The 16257-nt window shown below is 68.1% G+C and carries 16 protein-coding genes; 5 read left to right on the top strand and 11 right to left on the bottom strand.

Going from position 1 to position 16257, the window contains the following annotated elements; all coding sequences use genetic code 11:
* Positions 1 to 43 precede the first annotated feature (43 nt).
* Positions 44 to 1081 carry a CDF family Co(II)/Ni(II) efflux transporter DmeF gene (gene dmeF, locus GRX31_RS16820; protein ID WP_160853811.1) on the top strand — a complete coding sequence of 346 codons (1038 nt, stop codon included), beginning with the start codon at positions 44 to 46 and terminating at the stop codon, positions 1079 to 1081.
* Positions 1082 to 1083: 2 nt separating this feature from the next.
* Here dmeF and GRX31_RS16815 read toward each other — a convergent pair whose 3' ends face one another.
* On the bottom strand, positions 1084 to 2754 hold the full coding sequence (locus GRX31_RS16815; protein ID WP_016451452.1) for an ABC transporter substrate-binding protein: 1671 nt from the start codon (positions 2752 to 2754) through the stop codon (positions 1084 to 1086).
* Positions 2755 to 2869: 115 nt separating this feature from the next.
* Entirely contained in the window at positions 2870 to 4372 is a 1503-nt protein-coding gene (locus GRX31_RS16810) for a leucyl aminopeptidase family protein (protein ID WP_160853810.1), read from the bottom strand.
* 213 nt (positions 4373 to 4585) lie between these two features.
* Between GRX31_RS16810 and GRX31_RS16805 the strand changes: the two genes are divergently transcribed.
* Positions 4586 to 4924: a DUF6616 family protein gene (locus GRX31_RS16805; RefSeq protein WP_017404661.1), complete on the top strand. Its 339-nt coding sequence runs from the start codon at positions 4586 to 4588 to the stop codon at positions 4922 to 4924.
* A gap of 55 nt (positions 4925 to 4979) precedes the next feature.
* Here the strand turns inward: GRX31_RS16805 and GRX31_RS16800 are convergent, their stop codons facing one another.
* From GRX31_RS16800 to GRX31_RS16790, 3 genes are read right to left on the bottom strand one after another with little or no spacing between them, the layout of a single operon-like run.
* Positions 4980 to 5654 (bottom strand): RraA family protein, encoded by a 675-nt coding sequence (locus tag GRX31_RS16800; RefSeq protein WP_016451449.1) that lies wholly within the window; start codon positions 5652 to 5654, stop codon positions 4980 to 4982.
* A 40-nt stretch (positions 5655 to 5694) separates the two neighbouring features.
* Positions 5695 to 6681 carry a Bug family tripartite tricarboxylate transporter substrate binding protein gene (locus GRX31_RS16795; RefSeq protein WP_061289450.1) on the bottom strand — a complete coding sequence of 329 codons (987 nt, stop codon included), beginning with the start codon at positions 6679 to 6681 and terminating at the stop codon, positions 5695 to 5697.
* Between the two features lie 47 nt (positions 6682 to 6728).
* A complete protein-coding gene (locus GRX31_RS16790) occupies positions 6729 to 7607 on the bottom strand; it encodes an NAD(P)-dependent oxidoreductase (protein ID WP_160853808.1) in 879 nt (292 codons plus the stop codon).
* A 188-nt stretch (positions 7608 to 7795) separates the two neighbouring features.
* Between GRX31_RS16790 and GRX31_RS16785 the strand changes: the two genes are divergently transcribed.
* Complete coding sequence (locus tag GRX31_RS16785) at positions 7796 to 8452, top strand: GntR family transcriptional regulator (protein ID WP_061289444.1); 657 nt, start codon at positions 7796 to 7798, stop codon at positions 8450 to 8452.
* A gap of 6 nt (positions 8453 to 8458) precedes the next feature.
* On the opposite strand, the gene GRX31_RS16780 is transcribed toward GRX31_RS16785, so the two are convergent.
* The 6 genes from GRX31_RS16780 to GRX31_RS16755 all read right to left on the bottom strand — a co-directional run bounded on the left by GRX31_RS16780 (position 8459) and on the right by GRX31_RS16755 (position 14840).
* Positions 8459 to 9712: an MFS transporter gene (locus GRX31_RS16780; RefSeq protein WP_160853806.1), complete on the bottom strand. Its 1254-nt coding sequence runs from the start codon at positions 9710 to 9712 to the stop codon at positions 8459 to 8461.
* Between the two features lie 84 nt (positions 9713 to 9796).
* The gene (gene aroQ / locus GRX31_RS16775) at positions 9797 to 10234 is read right to left on the bottom strand and encodes a type II 3-dehydroquinate dehydratase (RefSeq protein WP_160853804.1); all 438 of its coding nucleotides are present in this window, start codon (positions 10232 to 10234) and stop codon (positions 9797 to 9799) included.
* 26 nt (positions 10235 to 10260) lie between these two features.
* The gene (locus GRX31_RS16770) at positions 10261 to 11322 is read right to left on the bottom strand and encodes a Gfo/Idh/MocA family protein (protein WP_160853802.1); all 1062 of its coding nucleotides are present in this window, start codon (positions 11320 to 11322) and stop codon (positions 10261 to 10263) included.
* A gap of 11 nt (positions 11323 to 11333) precedes the next feature.
* Positions 11334 to 12485, bottom strand: coding sequence for a porin (locus tag GRX31_RS16765; RefSeq protein ID WP_160853800.1), 1152 nt, complete (start codon positions 12483 to 12485; stop codon positions 11334 to 11336).
* A 91-nt stretch (positions 12486 to 12576) separates the two neighbouring features.
* On the bottom strand, positions 12577 to 13410 hold the full coding sequence (locus tag GRX31_RS16760) for a shikimate dehydrogenase family protein (RefSeq protein WP_160853798.1): 834 nt from the start codon (positions 13408 to 13410) through the stop codon (positions 12577 to 12579).
* A gap of 35 nt (positions 13411 to 13445) precedes the next feature.
* Positions 13446 to 14840 carry an MFS transporter gene (locus tag GRX31_RS16755; protein ID WP_160853796.1) on the bottom strand — a complete coding sequence of 465 codons (1395 nt, stop codon included), beginning with the start codon at positions 14838 to 14840 and terminating at the stop codon, positions 13446 to 13448.
* A 186-nt stretch (positions 14841 to 15026) separates the two neighbouring features.
* On the opposite strand from GRX31_RS16755, the gene GRX31_RS16750 reads away from it, so the two are divergent.
* On the top strand, positions 15027 to 15797 hold the full coding sequence (locus GRX31_RS16750; RefSeq protein WP_012206241.1) for an IclR family transcriptional regulator domain-containing protein: 771 nt from the start codon (positions 15027 to 15029) through the stop codon (positions 15795 to 15797).
* 17 nt (positions 15798 to 15814) lie between these two features.
* Positions 15815 to 16252 (top strand): nuclear transport factor 2 family protein, encoded by a 438-nt coding sequence (locus GRX31_RS16745; RefSeq protein ID WP_237426707.1) that lies wholly within the window; start codon positions 15815 to 15817, stop codon positions 16250 to 16252.
* Positions 16253 to 16257: the final 5 nt, after the last annotated feature.

The raw sequence follows: 16257 nt of genomic DNA, 5'->3' as shown, positions 1-16257 counted from the left end.
GGGCCATTCTAGGCGCCTGCACATACTGGGGTACAGTATCTTCATGCACAGCATTCCATCCCTCTCGACCGCTGGCGGCGCCAGCCCCAGGCAGCATTCACACCGTTTCGACGAAGGCAACCCGCTGGGCGAGCGCCGTGCCATGCTGGCTGCGGGGCTGACGGCGGCCATGATGGTCGGGGAGATCGCAGGCGGGTACGGATTCAACTCCATGGCGCTGCTGGCCGATGGCTGGCACATGGGATCGCACGCGCTGGCGCTGGGGCTCTCAGCTGGCGCCTATGCGGCCGCGCGCAGATTGGCGGGCGATACGCGCTTTGCCTTCGGCACCTGGAAGATCGAGGTGCTGGCCGGCTACACCAGCGCCATCTTGCTGCTGCTGGTGGCGGGCGGCATGGCCTGGCAGTCGGTGCAGCGCCTGTTCTCGCCCTCGCCCATCCATTACGAGCAGGCACTGGGCGTGGCCGCACTGGGCCTGCTGGTCAACCTTGTCTGCGCCTGGCTGCTGAAGGGCGGGCACGGGCATCACCATGGTCACGGTCACGGTCACGGTCACGACCACGGACATCACCACGGGCACGGCAGGCATGCGCACGGCGGCCACGCGGGCGACCGCCATCACGGCGACCATGGCGACCACAGCGATCTCAACCTGCGCTCGGCCTACCTGCATGTGCTGGCCGATGCCGCCACCTCGGTGATGGCCATCGCCGCCCTGTTCGGCGGCATGGCCTGGGGCCTGGGATGGCTGGACCCGGCCATGGGCCTGGCCGGCGCCGTGCTGGTGGCGGCATGGGCCATGGGCCTGCTGCGCGACAGCAGCCGCGTGCTGCTGGACGCCGAGATGCACGCCCCCGTGGTCAGCGAGGTGCGTGAGGCCATCGCCCAGGCGCCGTTTGCCGCGCAGATCTCCGACCTGCATGTCTGGCGCGTGGGCAAGGCGCGCTACGCCTGCATCGTGGCACTGGACGCGCCCGCAGGCGTGGACCCCGATGCCGTGCGCCAGTTGCTTGGCGTGCACGAGGAACTGGTCCACGTCACCGTGGAGGTCAACCGGCCGCAGCCGGCTGCGACACACTGAGCCTACTGCGCGCCGGCCACCGCAGCCTGGCGCGCACCGGGCTGCTTGAACAGCTTGAAGTAAGGCGTGTTCGACGGATTCACCGGGATGTCGAACTTGCGCACCATGGCATAGGTCTGGATCTGGTCGTGCAGCGGCAGGTAGATCAGCTCCTTTTGCACCGTGCTCCAGATGGAGTGGATGGTGGCATCGCGCTTGCGCGCATCGCCCTCGGAGGCCAGGGAGACGATCTGGCTGTCCAGCTCGGCATTGCTGTAGCGCGTGGCATTGGTGTTGCCCCGGCCATTCTTGCCGCGCGTGTGCACCAGGTAGTCGAAGACGTAGGCCGAGTCATAGGTGGGCACGCCCCAGCCGTAGAGGTAGAAATCCGTCTCCTGGTTGTTGATGGCCGCCGTCTGGATGGCCAGCGGCCGGGACGACACGGCCGTCTTCACGCCGATGCGGCCCAAAAAGCCGGCGATGGCCTGGCAGATGGCCTCGTCGTTCAGGTAGCGGTCGTTCGTGCAATGCAGGGTGATGCCGAAGCCGTTGGGATAGCCGGCCTCGGCCAGCAGCTTCCTGGCCTGGGCCAAGTCGGCCTTGCCCACGGCGCCAAAGGATTTCTCGTAGCCATGCACAAAGGGCGGCGCAATGATGTTGGTGGGCACGGACAGGCCGCGCATCACGGCGCGCTGTATGGCCTGCCGGTCTATGGCCAGCTGGAAGGCCTGGCGCACGCGCAGGTCAGCCAGCGGGTTCTTGTCCTTCACATCGGAATGCGACAGCGGGGCGGCGCCCACGTTCAGGCCCAGGAAGATGGTGCGGTTCTCGGCGGCCTGGTTGATGCGAAAGCGCGGGTCGGCGCTCAGGCGCGCAATGTCCTGGATGGGCAGGTCCTGCACGAAGTCCACCTCGCCCGACAGCAGCGCCGCCACGCGCGTGGCCTGGGACTTGATGGGCAGGTAGACCAGTTCGTCGATCTCCAGCGGGAACAGCCCCTTGCCCCAGTAGCCGGGAAACTGCCGCAGCACGGTGCGCGTGTCCTGCTCGCGCGAGGCGATGACGTAGGGCCCCGTGCCGTTGGCGTTGCGCGTGGCGTAGTTCTCTTCCTTGGCCAGCGCGTTCTGCGGCTGCTCGGCACCATGGGCCTTGGCCCAGGCGGCGCTCAGGATCTGGATGTTGATGAGGCTGGCCGGCAGCAGCGGGTTGGGCCCGTTGGTCCTGATGTGCACGGTGAAGGCATCGACCTTGGTCACGTCGGTGATCGAGGTCAGCAGCGAGCGCATGTCCGAGGTGGCCGAGCGCGCGCGGCGCAGCGAGAACAGCACGTCGTCGGCCGTGAACAGGCTGCCGTCATGGAACTTCACGCCCTTGCGCAGCTTGAACTCCCAGACCGAGGGGTCGGCAGTCAGCGCCCAGGACGTGGCCAGGGTGGGCAGCAGCTTGCCATCGGCCGTGCGGATGATCAGCGGCTCGTAGATCTGGTGCAGCAGGTTGTGGTTGGGGCCGTTGTTCAGCGCGTGCGGGTCCAGCGTGGATGCGTCGGTGGAGCGCGCCCAGCGCAGGGTTTCGGCCTGGGCGGGCGGTGCGCACAGCAGGGCTGCGGCCAGGGCGGGAAGCAGTGCGGAGGTTCGCAGGGTGCGCAAGTGGGTGCGCAGCAGGGAAAGGCGAGGCAGGAAGCGTCTTTGGGTCATGAAGTGTCCTGGCAGCCGGAACAAGATCGCAGAAAGGCGGCGGCGGGTGCCGCGCCGGCTGCACCAGACGGCCGATTGTGTGGAGCCACCAGCCCGCCGCAAAGCCCGATTGCGCCTATGCAAATGCGCTGCGCGCAGATGCAAAGCGCTGCGACAGCAGGGCGTACAGCGCGCGCAGGCCCTGAGCCTCGCCGCCCCTGGGCCGGCCGGGGCGCTCCTCCAGATTCCAGGCGAACAGGTCCAGGTGCAGCCAGGGCAGCTCGGGCGGCACAAAGCTCTCCAGGAACAGCGCAGCCGTGATGGCGCCGCCCTGTGGCGTGCTGGCGGCGTTGAGCAGGTCGGCCTGGTCGGAACGGAGCATGCGGCGGTACGGCGCCCACAGGGGCAGGCGCCACAGCGGGTCGGCCTGCGCGCGGCCCTGGGCCAGCAGCGCATCGGCCCAGCCGTCATGGTTGCTGAACAGCGCAGGCAGGTCCGGCCCCAGCGCCGTGCGCGCAGCGCCCGTGAGCGTGGCCAGGTCGATCAGCAGCGCGGGCGGCGTGGGCGCGCTGCGAATGGCGTGGTGCAGCGCATCGGCCAGCAGGAGCCGGCCTTCGGCATCGGTGTTCTCGATCTCCACGCGCCGGCCGTCACCGGCCTCGATGATGTCGCCGGGCCGCAGCGCACCGGCACCCACGGCGTTCTCCACCGCAGGCACCAGCAGCTTCAGGTGGATGGGCAGGCCCGCCTGCATCAGCAGATCGGCCAGGGCCAGGGCGTGTGCGGCGCCGCCCATGTCCTTCTTCATCCAGCGCATGCCTGCGGCGGGCTTGAGGTCCAGCCCGCCGGAGTCAAAGCACACGCCCTTGCCGATGAGCACCACATGGGGCAGCGCGGCATCGCCCCAGGTCAGCTCGGCCACGCGCGGCGCCTGGGCCGCCCGGGACGCCGCCCGACCCACGGCGTGCACCAGGGCAAAGCCTGCGGCGGGCAGCTCGTCGCCCACCCATTGCCGGTAGCGCGCGCCATGGCGCGCGGCCAGGTCGGCCACGGCCTGGGCCAGCTGTTCGGGACCCAGCTGGTTGGCAGGCAGGTTGACCAGCCACCGCACCTCGCCAATGGCGGCGGCCATTGGCGCGACGGCGGCCTGCTCATCGGGGCTTGCCACCAACCGAGCGAGTGATAGAGCGAGTGATGGAGCGGTTGCCGCATCCGACTGCCGCGCCTGGCGGGTCGATGGCAGCGCGCCCAGTGCCCAGCCCAGCAGCAGATGCGGCCTCTGAGCCTCATCCGCATCGGCGAGCGCATAGGTGCCGGGCGGCAGCGCAGCCGGCAGGCCGGCCAGCTGCCACAGCAGCTGGTCCGGGTCCACGCCGACCAGCACGCCAGCGAGGGCAGTGCCCTCGCCCTGCCCTTCCCTCTGCACTTCGCTCTGCATGCCGGGCAACAGCAGGATGCGGCCCGGCTGCGCATCAAAGCCTGCGGCGCGCGCCCATCGGGCCTGGGCCGGGGACAGTTGCTCCAGCACGGCCGCCAGCGTGGCGGGCGTGGCAAGGTGCAACGCCGTGGCGGGTTGGGATGAAATGGCAAAGGCGCCGGGACGGGAATCGGAATGGACAGTTGCGACGGGGCTGGACATGGCGTGGTCAAAGCGCGCCAGCCTAAAGGCCAACCTGGCTATCGCAAACAAGCCTGCCGCATATGGATATGCGCAAACCCCTGATGGAAGGCAGCGCCAGAGCACAGCCATCGACGGCACAGGATGCCTGCCATGGTGCCAGCATATAATTAGCTACCATACAATATGCCAGCATCACACCCGGCGCACAGCGCCTCAACCCCAGGAAACACCATGTCCCACTATCTGGTCGAGCTCTATTCCCCCAACCCCGCCTGGCTGGCCCTGCCCGCCGCGCAGCGCCAGCAGTTTCTGGACGCGGTTGCCAGCGCCATGGGCGGCCTGGCTGCCATGGGCGTGCAGGTGCTGGCCCTGGCCGAGACCGAGCGCGGCCTGGACCAGGCCAGCCCGCACCGCTTCCTGGGCATCTGGCGCTTTCCCGATACCGCCGCGCGCGATGCCCTGCTGGCGGGCATCAAGGCCAGCGGCTGGTACGGCTACTTCGACCATGTGAACGCGGCCAGCGGCACCGGTGGCCTGGAAAGCCATCTGAAGGCGCTGGCCGAGGTCTGAGGCGGACGGGCGATGGGTGATGAATGGATGCAGGATGGATGCTGCAGCGCCGGCGCTACGGCTGAATCGGGCAGCCCAGACGCTTGAGCGTCTCGTCGATCCATGGCGCGCTGTAGGTACCGGCAGCGATGTCGGCCACCATCTTGGCCTCAACCATCTGTTTTCCATGTGCTGCATCCAGCAGGGCCTGCGCTTGCGCATAGGGTACGCACAGCAAGCCGTCGTCATCGCCAATCATGAGGTCGCCGGGCTCGATCACCATGCCATCGATGGCGATAGGCACATTGATTTCGCCCGGGCCATCCTTGTAGGGTCCGCGGTGCGTGACGCCCGCGGCGAATACCGGGAAGCTGCCAGCACGAATCCATGCCGCGTCCCGGATCGCGCCATTGATCACGATGCCGCCCAGCTGGCGACGCATGGCGTCTCCGACCATGATTTCTCCGATGAGTGCGTTGGTGAGGTCGCCACCGGCATCCACCACGATCACGTCACCTGGGCTGGCCAGTTGAAGTGCCTTGTGGAGCATGAGGTTGTCGCCCGGGCGGGTCTTGATGGTCAACGCGGGGCCGGCCATGCGCCCGCCGCCGTGCATGGGGCGCAGCCGCGCGCCGCCAGCCGTCATGCGGGCCATGCAGTCGCTGACGTTGGCGACAGGCACGTCGAGATAGCGCCTGGCAATATCCAGGCTGACAGCGCGTTGCCGCTTCAGAATTTGAAGACCGATCATGGTGTGGTGCTCAGAGTGGATGGAATGAAAGCCGTGCCGCTCAATCGAGCGTGGTGCCAGAGCTCTTGACGATGGGTGCCAGGCGTGCGCGGTCGCTGGCGTAGAGCCTGGCCATGTCCTGCGGTGTGCCGGTGATGAGTTCGGCGCCGGAGTCGGCGATCTTCCTGGCCGTGTCGGGTGCGTTCACCACCTTGTTGATGGCTTCGTTGAGCTGCCTGACGATGGCGTCGGAGGTGCCGGCCGGGGCCATCACGCCCCACACGCTGGCCAGCTCCACGCCCTTGATGCCGGATTCGGTGTAGGTCGGCACGTCGGGCAGCAGCTTGGAGCGGCTCGCGGTGGTCACGCCGATGGCGCGCACCTTGCCCGACTGGATGTGCGACAGCAGCGTGGGGATGGAGCCCATGTACATGTCGATGCGCCCGCCCAGCAGGTCGGGCATGGCCTGCGCCATGCCGCGAAACGGCACGTGGGTGAACTTCACATTCGAGCTTTTCTGCCAGGCCTCGCTGATGAGGTGCGAAATGGTGCCGGTGCCCGGCGTGGCAAAGCTCAGGCGCCCGGGTTCCTTCTTCGCCGCCTGAATGATGTCGTCCAGGGACTTGTACGGGGAATCGGCATTCACCACGAGCACGGCCGGGCCGGCTGCGACCAGGGCCACGGCGCGCAGGTCCTTGTCGGGGTTGTAGGTGAGCTTGGAGTACAGCAGCGGGTTGAGCACCACGTTGTCGGTCTGCGCCATCACCAGGGTCAGGCCGTCGGCGGGGGCCTTGGCCACCTGGTCCAGAGCCAGGTTGCCACCGGCACCGGGCTTGTTCTCCACCACGATGGCCCACCCATGGGCCTCGGTGAGCTTGGTGCCGACCAGCCGCGTGAGGTTGTCGGTGCCGCCACCGGCCGGAAAGGGCACGATGAACCTGATGGGCCGCTGCGGATAGGTGCCCTGGGCATGGGCCGGGGCCACGGCGGCAGCGGTCAGTGCCAGCAGGCCGGCGAGGGCCAGGCGGCGTCGGGTCGGGGTCGTCATTGCGGATGTCTCCTTTGGTGGTGTCGGTTGGCGCAGGGGTACGTTGATCAGGGGCGGCTGGCGAGCACGTGGCTGCCCAGCCAATCGATGGCCTCGTCGGTGGAGGTGCCGGTGAAGGGCTGCACCGCATGCGCCCGGGCCGTGGCGGCGAACAGCGCCTCGACGGCGGTCAAGGCGATGGGCGCCAGGCCGTTGCGGGCCATCTGCTGCCGGGCCTCGGCCACCTCGTTGCGGCGGCGTGCGGAATGCGGGATGTGCGTGCGCACCATGGACTCCATCAGCGTGCGCAGCGGTGTCTCGTCGATGTCCTGCAGCACGGCATGCAGTTGCTCGCGCAGGCCCATCTGCTGGGCCGTCACCAGGCACTCCACGGCCAGCGCCTCGGCCCCCTTGGTGTAGATGCTGCGCAGGAGCTTGAGCGCGGCGGCATCGCCCGGCTGTCCGCCCACCACGCGAACGGAGCCGCCAAGGGGCAAGAACAATTCCTGTACAAAACCGGCCTTGCCACCGGCCACGAGCAGCGGCGTCTTGCTGCCGCCCAGGTTGACCGCGCCGGTGATGGCCACGTCCACGAAGTGCACCGCCCTGCCCTGGGCGACGCGCCGGGCCAGCTCGCCGCATTCGCGCATCTCCTGCGGGTCGGCCGTGGTCATGTCCACATAGACCACGCCATCGCGCAGATGGGGCAGGCAGGCCTCGAACAGGCTGCGCGCCACGGTGCCGAACACGGCGCTCACCACCACGTCGGCCTCGGCCAGCCAGGCGCCGGGCGCGGCATGCACCTGCGCGCCAGCGGCCTGCACGGCGTCGGCCACCGCAGCGTTGGGCTGCAGCTCGCACAGGCACACCAGGCTGTGCCCCTGCTCCAAAAAGGCCTGCATGTAGCAGGCGCCGACCATTCCACCACCCAGTATTGCGAACTTCATAAAAATACAAATTTAAAACATTTATCGCAGTCTACGGAGCACATCTCCTTTTTCTTCCTAGAGATTTCCCGTAGAACTTCGAATATTTGTACTTGTTTTGTATTTTTCGGAATGAAGCGCAGCTCGGAGAGCCCTTCCGTCGTCACCTAGAATCGGCGCACCATCCCCACCCATCTGGTGCAAACACAGTGCAAAACGTGAAAGACAAGGCGTACGAGGTTCTGCGGCAGCGGCTCATCGGCGGCCACTACCGACCCGGCGAACAGCTCAAGGAGGAACCCATTGCCCGCGACCTGGGACTGAGCCGCACGCCGGTGCGCAATGCGCTGCACCGCCTGGTGGAAGATGGCCTGGCCACCGATGGCGCGGGCCAGGGTATCCGCGTGTCGGAGTGGAGCGATTGGGATGTGGAGGAGACCTTCCAGCTGCGCATGCTGCTGGAGCCGTACGCCTCGTTCCTCGCGGCCACGCGCGGCGGCGAGGGGCTGGCCGATGAGCTGGAGGCCAGCAACCAGCGCATGGAGGCCGGCATTGCCGCTGGCCACGACGGCATTGGCGAGGTGCAGTCAGCCAACCGGGATTTTCACCACGCGCTGATCGAGGCATCGGGCTCGCCGCGCCTCAAGACCATGCTGGCGACGATGATCGACATGCCGATCATCAAGCGGTCGTTCTACATCTACACGCCCGAAGAGCTGGTGCAAAGCCTGCACCACCACCGCGACCTGGTGATCGCCATACGTGCCAGGGATGGAGAGCTGGCACGCCAGGTGATGCAGCTGCACCTGCGCATGTCCTACCACCGGTTCATGAAGCATCGGGGTGAATACCGCGCGGATGCATGAGCGGTGTCATGACCGGGGCTGAATCCTTTGCGCTGACTGCACCCGGTACAGCCACGGCAGCCAGACAAAGGCGATGAGGACCAGCACAACGCCCGCCAGCGCCATGGGCAGCACCATCGGCCAGGCACCGTGGCGCATGGTCGGATCGACAAATTGCGCCGCCAGCTGGCCGGCGCAGAAGGCCACGCACATGATCGCGAAGCCCGAACACGACACGGCCCGCCCGGCCAGCTGCGGCGGCAGGCCACCCACCGCGCCCGCCTGGCCGCAAGGCTGGTGCAGGCCATGGCCCAGTGCATACACCGCGTGCCCCAGCAGCAGTGGAAAGGGCGAGGCCGGCGCCAGCACGCAGCCGGCGATTTGGATGCACGGCCCCAGCAGACTGAGCGAAGCGCCCAGCTGCACCGTGCGCACCGGCCCGTGGCGCGACAGCAGGCGCCGGCACCATGTGATGCTGAAGATGTAGACCAGCGAGCCGCCTGCTGGAATCCAGCCGTAGAGCACGGGCGACAGGCCGAACAGGTCGACGTACACCATCGGCGACAGCAGCAAAAAGCAGAAGATGCCGCCGTAGGTGGTTGCGGCCAGCGCCGTCCAGGCGCAAAAGCCGGGGTCGGCGAACACCTGGCGCACACCGCCAGCGGATACGGATACGGGTACGGATGCGAGGACCGGGGCAGACTCCGCCGGCGCTTGCCGCGACTCGCTGAACATGCGCCAGCACAGTGCCAGCAAAGCCAGCGAGTAGACGCCCATCGCCCCCAGCACCCAGCGCCAGCCGGCGGCCTGGACTGCCCATGCACCGGCAATCGGCGCCACCAGGGCCACCAGCCCCAGGCCCATCAGGCCGCGGGCCATGATGCGCGGACCTTCATGGGCCGGATACAGGTCGCGCACCGCAGCCCGTGCGCACACCAGGATGGCCGCCATGGCCGCGCCCTGCACGGCGCGCCAGGCCACCAGTGCGTCCGCGCTGCCCGCCAGCGCACAGCCTGCCGCCGCTGCCGTGTAGCAGGCCAAACCCGTCAGCAGAACGGGCCGGCGCCCGAAGCGGTCGGCCAGCGGTCCGCACACCAGCTGGGCGACACCGAAGGCCAGCATGAACACGGTCAGGCTGCTGCTGGCCGAGCCCAGGTCGCGCGCGATCTCGGGCAACGCCGGCAGATAGCCATCGGTGGCGACCGGCTGCGCGGCCAGCAGCAGCGGCAGCAGCAGGAGAAAGGAAACGGAGCGGCGCGGGCCGGGATCAGCGAAGTTCATCTCAATGAAGCCTGGTCACGGCATGCCGCGCGTCGAGCGAGGCAGTTCCAAGGGAGATACATGGCCAGTTGCGCGCCAGGCATCCTATGCGACGGCGGACAGCGCGGCCCGCAGGCCCAGCAGGTAGCTGTCCGCGCCGAAGCCGCAGATCTGGCCCCGGACGATGTCGGCAAACACCGAGTGGTGGCGGAAGGGCTCGCGCGCATGGATGTTGCTCATGTGGATCTCCACCACGGGCACGGTGAGCATGGCCAGCGCGTCGCGGATGCCGTAGCTGTAGTGCGTCCAGGCACCGGCGTTGATGAGCACGCCATCGACGCCGTCCCGAAAGCCCTGGTGGATGCGCTCGCACATGGCGCCTTCGCAATTGGTCTGGAAGCTGTCCACCTCGCAGCCCAGCTGGCTGCCCAGGCTGCGCAGCGAGGCGTCGATCTCGGCCAGCGTGACCGTGCCGTACTGCGCCGGATCGCGCTGGCCGAACATGTTGTGGTTGATGCCGTGCAGCATCAGGATGGTCTTCATGGGGTGTCCTCGATTCAGGGATTCGTTCATGCCACCGGGGTCTCGACGGCGGCACCGGTACGCGCCGCCTCTGCAATGGCCTCGGTGATCTGCAGGTTGCGCAGGCCGTCGTGCACGCTGACCAGCGGCTCAGCCTGCCCGCGCGCCACCTGGGCGAAGTGGGCCATCTGGCGCACCAGCGGGTCCGAGCGCTCCACGGCGGCCACATCCAGGTCGAAGGGCTCATTCCAGGAGCGCTGGCCGGCCGATGCATAGGTCTTGAGCCGCATGCTCGGTATGGCCAGCGAGCCGAAGGTGCCCGCCACCAGGTAGCAGTCTTCGTCCTCATAGCTGGCATAGGCCTTGTTCTCCTGCGAGGTCTGCTCCCAGCTGCGCGCGCTGGCGGCCGTGTCCGAAAGCACAAAGCTGCCCAGCGCACCGCTGGCAAAGCGCAGGTTGATGGCCACCGTGTCTTCCACGGCAAAACCGCGCGTGGCATGCGAGGCGAAGGCCTGCACGGCCACGATGTCGCCGCACAGCATGCGCAGGTTGTGGACCTCGTGGATCATGTTGAGCAGGATGGGGCCGCCCCCGGCCTCGCGGCGCCAGGGGCCTTCCTCGAAATAGGCGTCCGGCTTGTAGAACAGGGCCGCGCCGGTCACGGCCACCAGGCGGCCCAGCCGCCCCTGGGCGATGAGGGCCGCGGCCCGCGCCATGATCGGGCTGTGGGCGCGGTGGTGGCCCACCAGCACGCGGGCGCCGCTGCGCTCGGCCAGCGCGGCCAGGCGCTGTGCCTCGGCCACGGTGGAGGTGACGGGCTTTTCCAGCAGGATGGGCAGGCGCGCATGCATGCACTGCGCCGCCTGCGGGGCATGCAGGCGGTTGGGCGTGGCCAGCACCACGGCGTCGGGCCGGTCATGGGCGATCAGCTCGCCCAGGTCGCGCCACAGCGGCACTCCGGCCCTTTGGGCAAGCTCCCGGGCTGCCGGCGCCGGGTCCACGATGGCGGACAGGCGGCAATCCGCCTGGGCCCCGATGGCGGCGATATGGGCCTGGCCGATCGCGCCGGCGCCGGCCACGGCAATGCGAAGCGGGTGCAGCTGTGCCATGGCATGCCCCCTCAGAAGCGGTGCAGCACGCCCAGCTGCACGCCCTTGATGGTGCGGCCGTTGACGTCGTCGGCCGATGTGAAGTTGGGCTTCATGCCGCCCGAGGCCGCCAGCCGGAAGCCCGCGTTGCGGTCGTTCTTCAACTGCTCGGCCACCGCGTAGAGCATGGTGCGCCTGGACAGGTCGTAGTAGGCCGCGACCGCGCCGCCCGATGCGCCGCGCCCGCTGTCCGAGCCATCCTGTATGCGGCCCCACAGTGCGCCCACGCGCAGCTGCGGCGTCACGCGGTAGTCGGCCGACAGCTGCCAGACGCGGTAGAAGCGGCGCACGTCGGTGTTCGTGCCCGCCACCAGCCCGCCCACATTGCCCAGCACCGTGCCCGTGTTGTTGCCCGCCGAGCCTGCCGTGCTGTTGTTGGACCGCACAAAGGCCAGCTGGACCTTGCCCTTGCCGTAGTCGTAGTTGGCGTAGAGGTTGTCGTAGCGGACCGCGTCGGTATAGGCCGCGCTCTGCGGCGCACGCGCATACAGGCCTGCATAGCCCACGCGGTAGGGGCCGTTCAGGTAGTCCAGGCCCAGTTGGTAGATGGCCTGGCGCGCTGGAGCACCGGTCTCGGCCATGGCGTAGTGGGCCTCGAACAGGAAGCCGGCCATGCGCGGCGAGGTGTAGGAGATGTCGTTGTCGAAGCGCGAGGGCACGCCGAAGTTGTTGACCATCGATCCCAAGGTGCGCGAGGTGAAGTCGATGTAGTCGCCGCGCCCGAAGATCACGGTGTTCTGCCGGCCCAGCCGCACCTCGCCCCAGCCGCCGCCCAGGCCCACCCAGCTTTGGCGGTCGAAGCCGCGCGTGCTGTCGGCCTGCGTGCCGTTGTCGGCGTTGATGCCCATCTCCAGCTGGAACTTCGCGTACAGGCCGCCACCCAGGTCTTCCTGCCCGCGAAAGCCCAGGCGGCTGCGCAGCAGGGCACCGTCCTCCAGCGTGGTCATGGATGCGCCCGAGCTGCTGCGCATGTGGTTGATGTACTGGTCCACGCTGCCGTAGATGGTGACCGAGGACTGGGCTTGGGCACCCGCGCCCCAGGCGCCCAGCACGGTGGTCAGGGCCAGGATGCGAAGGGCCCCGCGCTGCGGCACTCGCGGTGTCTGGTGCATTTGCTGTTGCATGGTCTTGTCTCCTTCTCTGTGAAAAATGCTTTTTCGGGCGTGGCTGCGCCCTGCCCTGGACGCATTCAGGGCCGGTTGTCTGTCGGCTGGATCAGTAGGAGATGTGGGCGGTGGCGCGCAGCTGGTCGGGCGTGGCGCTGCCGAAGCCGAAGAATTCGAGGTAGGCGGGAATCATCTCGAACAGCATGTCCGTGCCCACCTGGAAGTCGCAGCCCTTGTCGCGCACGGCGCGCAGCAGCGGCGTGAACTCGGACTTCATCACCACCTCGCCCACAAAGGCGGTGGGTGCGATGCGCTGCACATCGAACGGCAGCGGGTCATCGTCCTTCATGCCCAGCGGCGTGGCGTTGACGACCACGTCAAAGCCCTGCGGGTCCCTGGAGCCCGTGCCCACCTTCATCCTCGGGTAGTAGGCAGCGAGCCGCCCGGCCAGGGCCTGCGCGCTCTCGTCCCGCGTATCGAACAGCATCAGCTCGCCCACGCCGGCCGCCGCCAGCGAGGCGGCAATCGCCGAGCCCACGCCACCCGCCCCGGAAATCAGCACCCGCGCGCCCTGCAACTGCCGCCCCTTGCGCAGCACGCCGCGCACAAAGCCCGCGCCGTCGAACTGGTCGCCCAGCAGCGTGCCGTCCTCGCGCCGCAGCACGGCATTGCAGGCGCCTGCAATGTGCACGGCGGGCGTGACCTCGTGCACCAGGTCCACCACGGACACCTTGTGCGGCATGGTGATCAGCGCGCCGCGCAGGTTGGTGAAACGCATGATGGCGGCAAAGTCGCTGGCGAAATGCGCCGCCTTCACGCCCATGGGCACGACGCAGGCGTCTATGCCCCGGCCGTCGAACCATGGGTTGTAGATCATGGGCGACTTGAAGGTCTCGGTCGGGTCGCCGATGTGCGCGATGAGTGTGGTTTTTCCGGAAATCATTTCCTGGGGCCTTCGGATGCCTTGGGTTGCAGGATTCAGCGGCCGGACTGGGCCAGGGCCTGGTTGCGCAGGCGGTCGTACTCGGCAGCTGCCACGGGCTGCGCACCGGCCTCGCCCAGGTCTTCCATGCGCACGCGGTAGGTCTCGCGGGCGCTCCACGCGGCCAGGGCGGCCACCACGGTGATGCCGAAGGCGATCAGGCCCACGGTCAGCCAGATGTTGTGCGCACCCGGAGGCGCCACGGCCGTGAACAGCGCGGGCAGCATGGCGGTGATGGCCGTGCCCAGGTTCTGCGAGATGGCCATGGCCGAGACGCGGGTGCGGGTGGGGAACAGCTCGGGGTAGAAGCTGGGGAACACCGCGTTGTAGCCCTGGTAGACCACGCCCCACATCAGGATGGACATGGCGAAGGCCAGCGGCATGTTGCGTTCGCTGATGGCGTAGAGGTAGCCGATGGCCAGCAGGCCCGACAGCAGCGCGCCGAAGATGATGGGCGGGCGCCGGCCGATGCGGTCGGACAGGTTGCCCACCATGGGGATCACCAGCACCGCGACGATGTTGCCCACCACGGGAATCCACAGGTACATGTCCTTGGCGAAGCCGATGCCGTAGGCGGGCTGCACCGCATAGGCCGCGCCGAAGATGGTGGCCACCACCGGGATCACGTTCATCAGCGCCATGCAGACCACGCGCAGCATGTCGGGCGAATGGTGGCGGAAGGCCTCGACCACGGGCGAACGCGGACGCGCCTCGCTGCGGCCTGCGGCCGTGAAGGCCGGGGTCTCGTTGACCTCGCGGCGGATGATCCAGCCCGCGATGATGACGACGAAGCTCAGGATGAAGGGAATGCGCCAGCCCCAGCTGTTGAACTGCTCGGTGGGCATGTAGTGCGCCAGCGGCAGGAACACAGCCGCTGCCAGGATCTGGCCGGCCTGCACGCCCTGCAGCGTGAAGCTGGCGAAGAAGCCGCGCCGCCCGAACGGGGCATGCTCCAGGATCATGGAGCTGGCGCCCGAGATCTCGCCGGCCACCGCGAAGCCCTGTATCAGCCGCATCAGCACCAGCAGCGCGGGCGCCCACAGGCCGACCTGGTCATAGGTGGGCAGCAGGCCCACGGCGATGGTGGAAAAGCCCATCAGGAACATGCACCACACCAGCACCTGCTTGCGCCCGTGCGTGTCGCCCAGGTGGCCCAGCACGAAGGCGCCGATGGGCCGCGCCACATAGCCCACGCCATAGGTGGCCAGCGAGGCGATGATGGCAATCGCCGGATCACCCTGCGGAAAGAAGATCTGCGGAAAGATCAGCGCAGCCGCCGTGGCGTAGATGAAGAAGTCGTAGTACTCCAGGGCCGAGCCTATCCAGCCGCTGGTGGCGGCCTTGCGCGGCTGGTGCCCGGTGGGCTGTGTGTGTATCGGGGTTGCGCTCATGTGTTGTCTCCTCCATGTAGAAAAGGCCCCTGCCCGATGCTTGCGGCCAGGCCGGCGGGATGTAAAAAATGTAGTTCCCGCCTATGGATGCGCCCAAGCCAATTTCGAAAGGCATGTGCGCTGATCGCACCGCGCTGTTCGATAATCGCACGCACCCAGGGTTAATACGGAAAAATCAAAACCGTCATGACAACACCTTCCACCCTCGCCCAGCGCGACTGGATTGCCGGACTGGAACGCGGCGTATCGATCATCGAAGCCTTTGACGACGCCCACCCGCGCATGACGGCCGCCGAGGCCGGCCAGCGCACGGGCATGACGCGCACCGCCGCGCGGCGCTACCTGCTGACGCTGCAGCACATGGGCTACGTGGCGGGGGACGGCAAGCTGTTCTGGCTCACGCCGCGCGTGCTGCGGCTGGGGCAGTCGTACCTGGAGTCGGCGCGGCTGCCGCGCATCGTCCAGCCGTTCCTGCAGCGCGTGGCCGCCGGCACCCATGAAACCGCCTACCTGGCGGTGCTGGACGACGACGAGGTGGTCTACATCGCGCGCAACGGACCCAACCGCAACATGAACACCGGCTACGTGCTGGGCGCGCGCGTGCCGGCCCAGGTCACGGCGGCCGGCATGCTGATGCTGTCCATGCGCAGCGACGCCGAGCTGGAGCACTGGCTGGACAACCGCGCGCTGACGGTCTTCACCTCGCACACCATCACCTGCCCCGCCGAAATGCGCCGCGAGCTGGCCTTGATCCGCACCCAGGACTGGGCCCTGTGCGAGCAGCAGCTGAACCTGGACTCGCGCGGCATTGCCGTGCCGCTGCGCGACCGCCACGGCGCGCTGGCCGGCGCCCTCAACATCACCATGCCCATGGGCCGCGAAACCGGCAAGGACGCCGTGGCGCGCGTGCTGCCCATGCTGCGCGAGACGGCGCAGGCCATGCGGGATCTGATCTGATGGTGAACAACACGGCCATGGCGCAACTTCCTGACCTGGACATGCATGGCGGCAACGACCATCTGCTGCAGCATCTGCAGGCACTGGAAGTGCAGCTGCACGATCCGCAGGTGCGATCGGACGCAGGCCAGTTGCAGGCGCTGCTGCATGAAGACTTCCTGGAATTCGGCCGATCGGGCGGCATGCACGACCGGGCCGCCACCGTGGACAGCCTGGCGGACGCCTTGCCAGCACAGGCCCCTGCCCGGCTGGTGTCAGGCGGCTTTGCGCTGGCGCGCCTGGGACCGGACAGCGCGCTGCTGACCTACCGCTCGGCCAGCGTGGCCGAGGATGGAACGGCCGGCCGGCATACGCTGCGCTCTTCGGTCTGGCTGCGCACGGCGCGGGGCTGGCAGATGCGCTTCCACCAGGGCACGCCCACGGCGCCATTCGACCTGGCCGCATCCATGCCATGAGCGGC

This window comes from Delftia sp. CH05 (genome assembly GCF_009827015.1).
GTDB lineage: Bacteria > Pseudomonadota > Gammaproteobacteria > Burkholderiales > Burkholderiaceae_C > Comamonas > Comamonas tsuruhatensis.
Note: the sequence above shows the minus strand (reverse complement) of the source record. Positions and strands in the feature narration are given on the sequence as shown.

Coding starts and splice junctions, on each gene's coding strand:
- dmeF (WP_160853811.1), top strand. CDS start 44: ATGCACAGCATTCCATCCCTCTCGACCGCTGGCGGCGCCAGCCCCAGG.
- GRX31_RS16815 (WP_016451452.1), bottom strand. CDS start 2,754: ATGACCCAAAGACGCTTCCTGCCTCGCCTTTCCCTGCTGCGCACCCAC.
- GRX31_RS16810 (WP_160853810.1), bottom strand. CDS start 4,372: ATGTCCAGCCCCGTCGCAACTGTCCATTCCGATTCCCGTCCCGGCGCC.
- GRX31_RS16805 (WP_017404661.1), top strand. CDS start 4,586: ATGTCCCACTATCTGGTCGAGCTCTATTCCCCCAACCCCGCCTGGCTG.
- GRX31_RS16800 (WP_016451449.1), bottom strand. CDS start 5,654: ATGATCGGTCTTCAAATTCTGAAGCGGCAACGCGCTGTCAGCCTGGAT.
- GRX31_RS16795 (WP_061289450.1), bottom strand. CDS start 6,681: ATGACGACCCCGACCCGACGCCGCCTGGCCCTCGCCGGCCTGCTGGCA.
- GRX31_RS16790 (WP_160853808.1), bottom strand. CDS start 7,607: ATGAAGTTCGCAATACTGGGTGGTGGAATGGTCGGCGCCTGCTACATG.
- GRX31_RS16780 (WP_160853806.1), bottom strand. CDS start 9,712: ATGAACTTCGCTGATCCCGGCCCGCGCCGCTCCGTTTCCTTTCTCCTG.
- aroQ (WP_160853804.1), bottom strand. CDS start 10,234: ATGAAGACCATCCTGATGCTGCACGGCATCAACCACAACATGTTCGGC.
- GRX31_RS16770 (WP_160853802.1), bottom strand. CDS start 11,322: ATGGCACAGCTGCACCCGCTTCGCATTGCCGTGGCCGGCGCCGGCGCG.
- GRX31_RS16765 (WP_160853800.1), bottom strand. CDS start 12,485: ATGCAACAGCAAATGCACCAGACACCGCGAGTGCCGCAGCGCGGGGCC.
- GRX31_RS16760 (WP_160853798.1), bottom strand. CDS start 13,410: ATGATTTCCGGAAAAACCACACTCATCGCGCACATCGGCGACCCGACC.
- GRX31_RS16755 (WP_160853796.1), bottom strand. CDS start 14,840: ATGAGCGCAACCCCGATACACACACAGCCCACCGGGCACCAGCCGCGC.
- GRX31_RS16750 (WP_012206241.1), top strand. CDS start 15,027: ATGACAACACCTTCCACCCTCGCCCAGCGCGACTGGATTGCCGGACTG.
- GRX31_RS16745 (WP_237426707.1), top strand. CDS start 15,815: ATGGCGCAACTTCCTGACCTGGACATGCATGGCGGCAACGACCATCTG.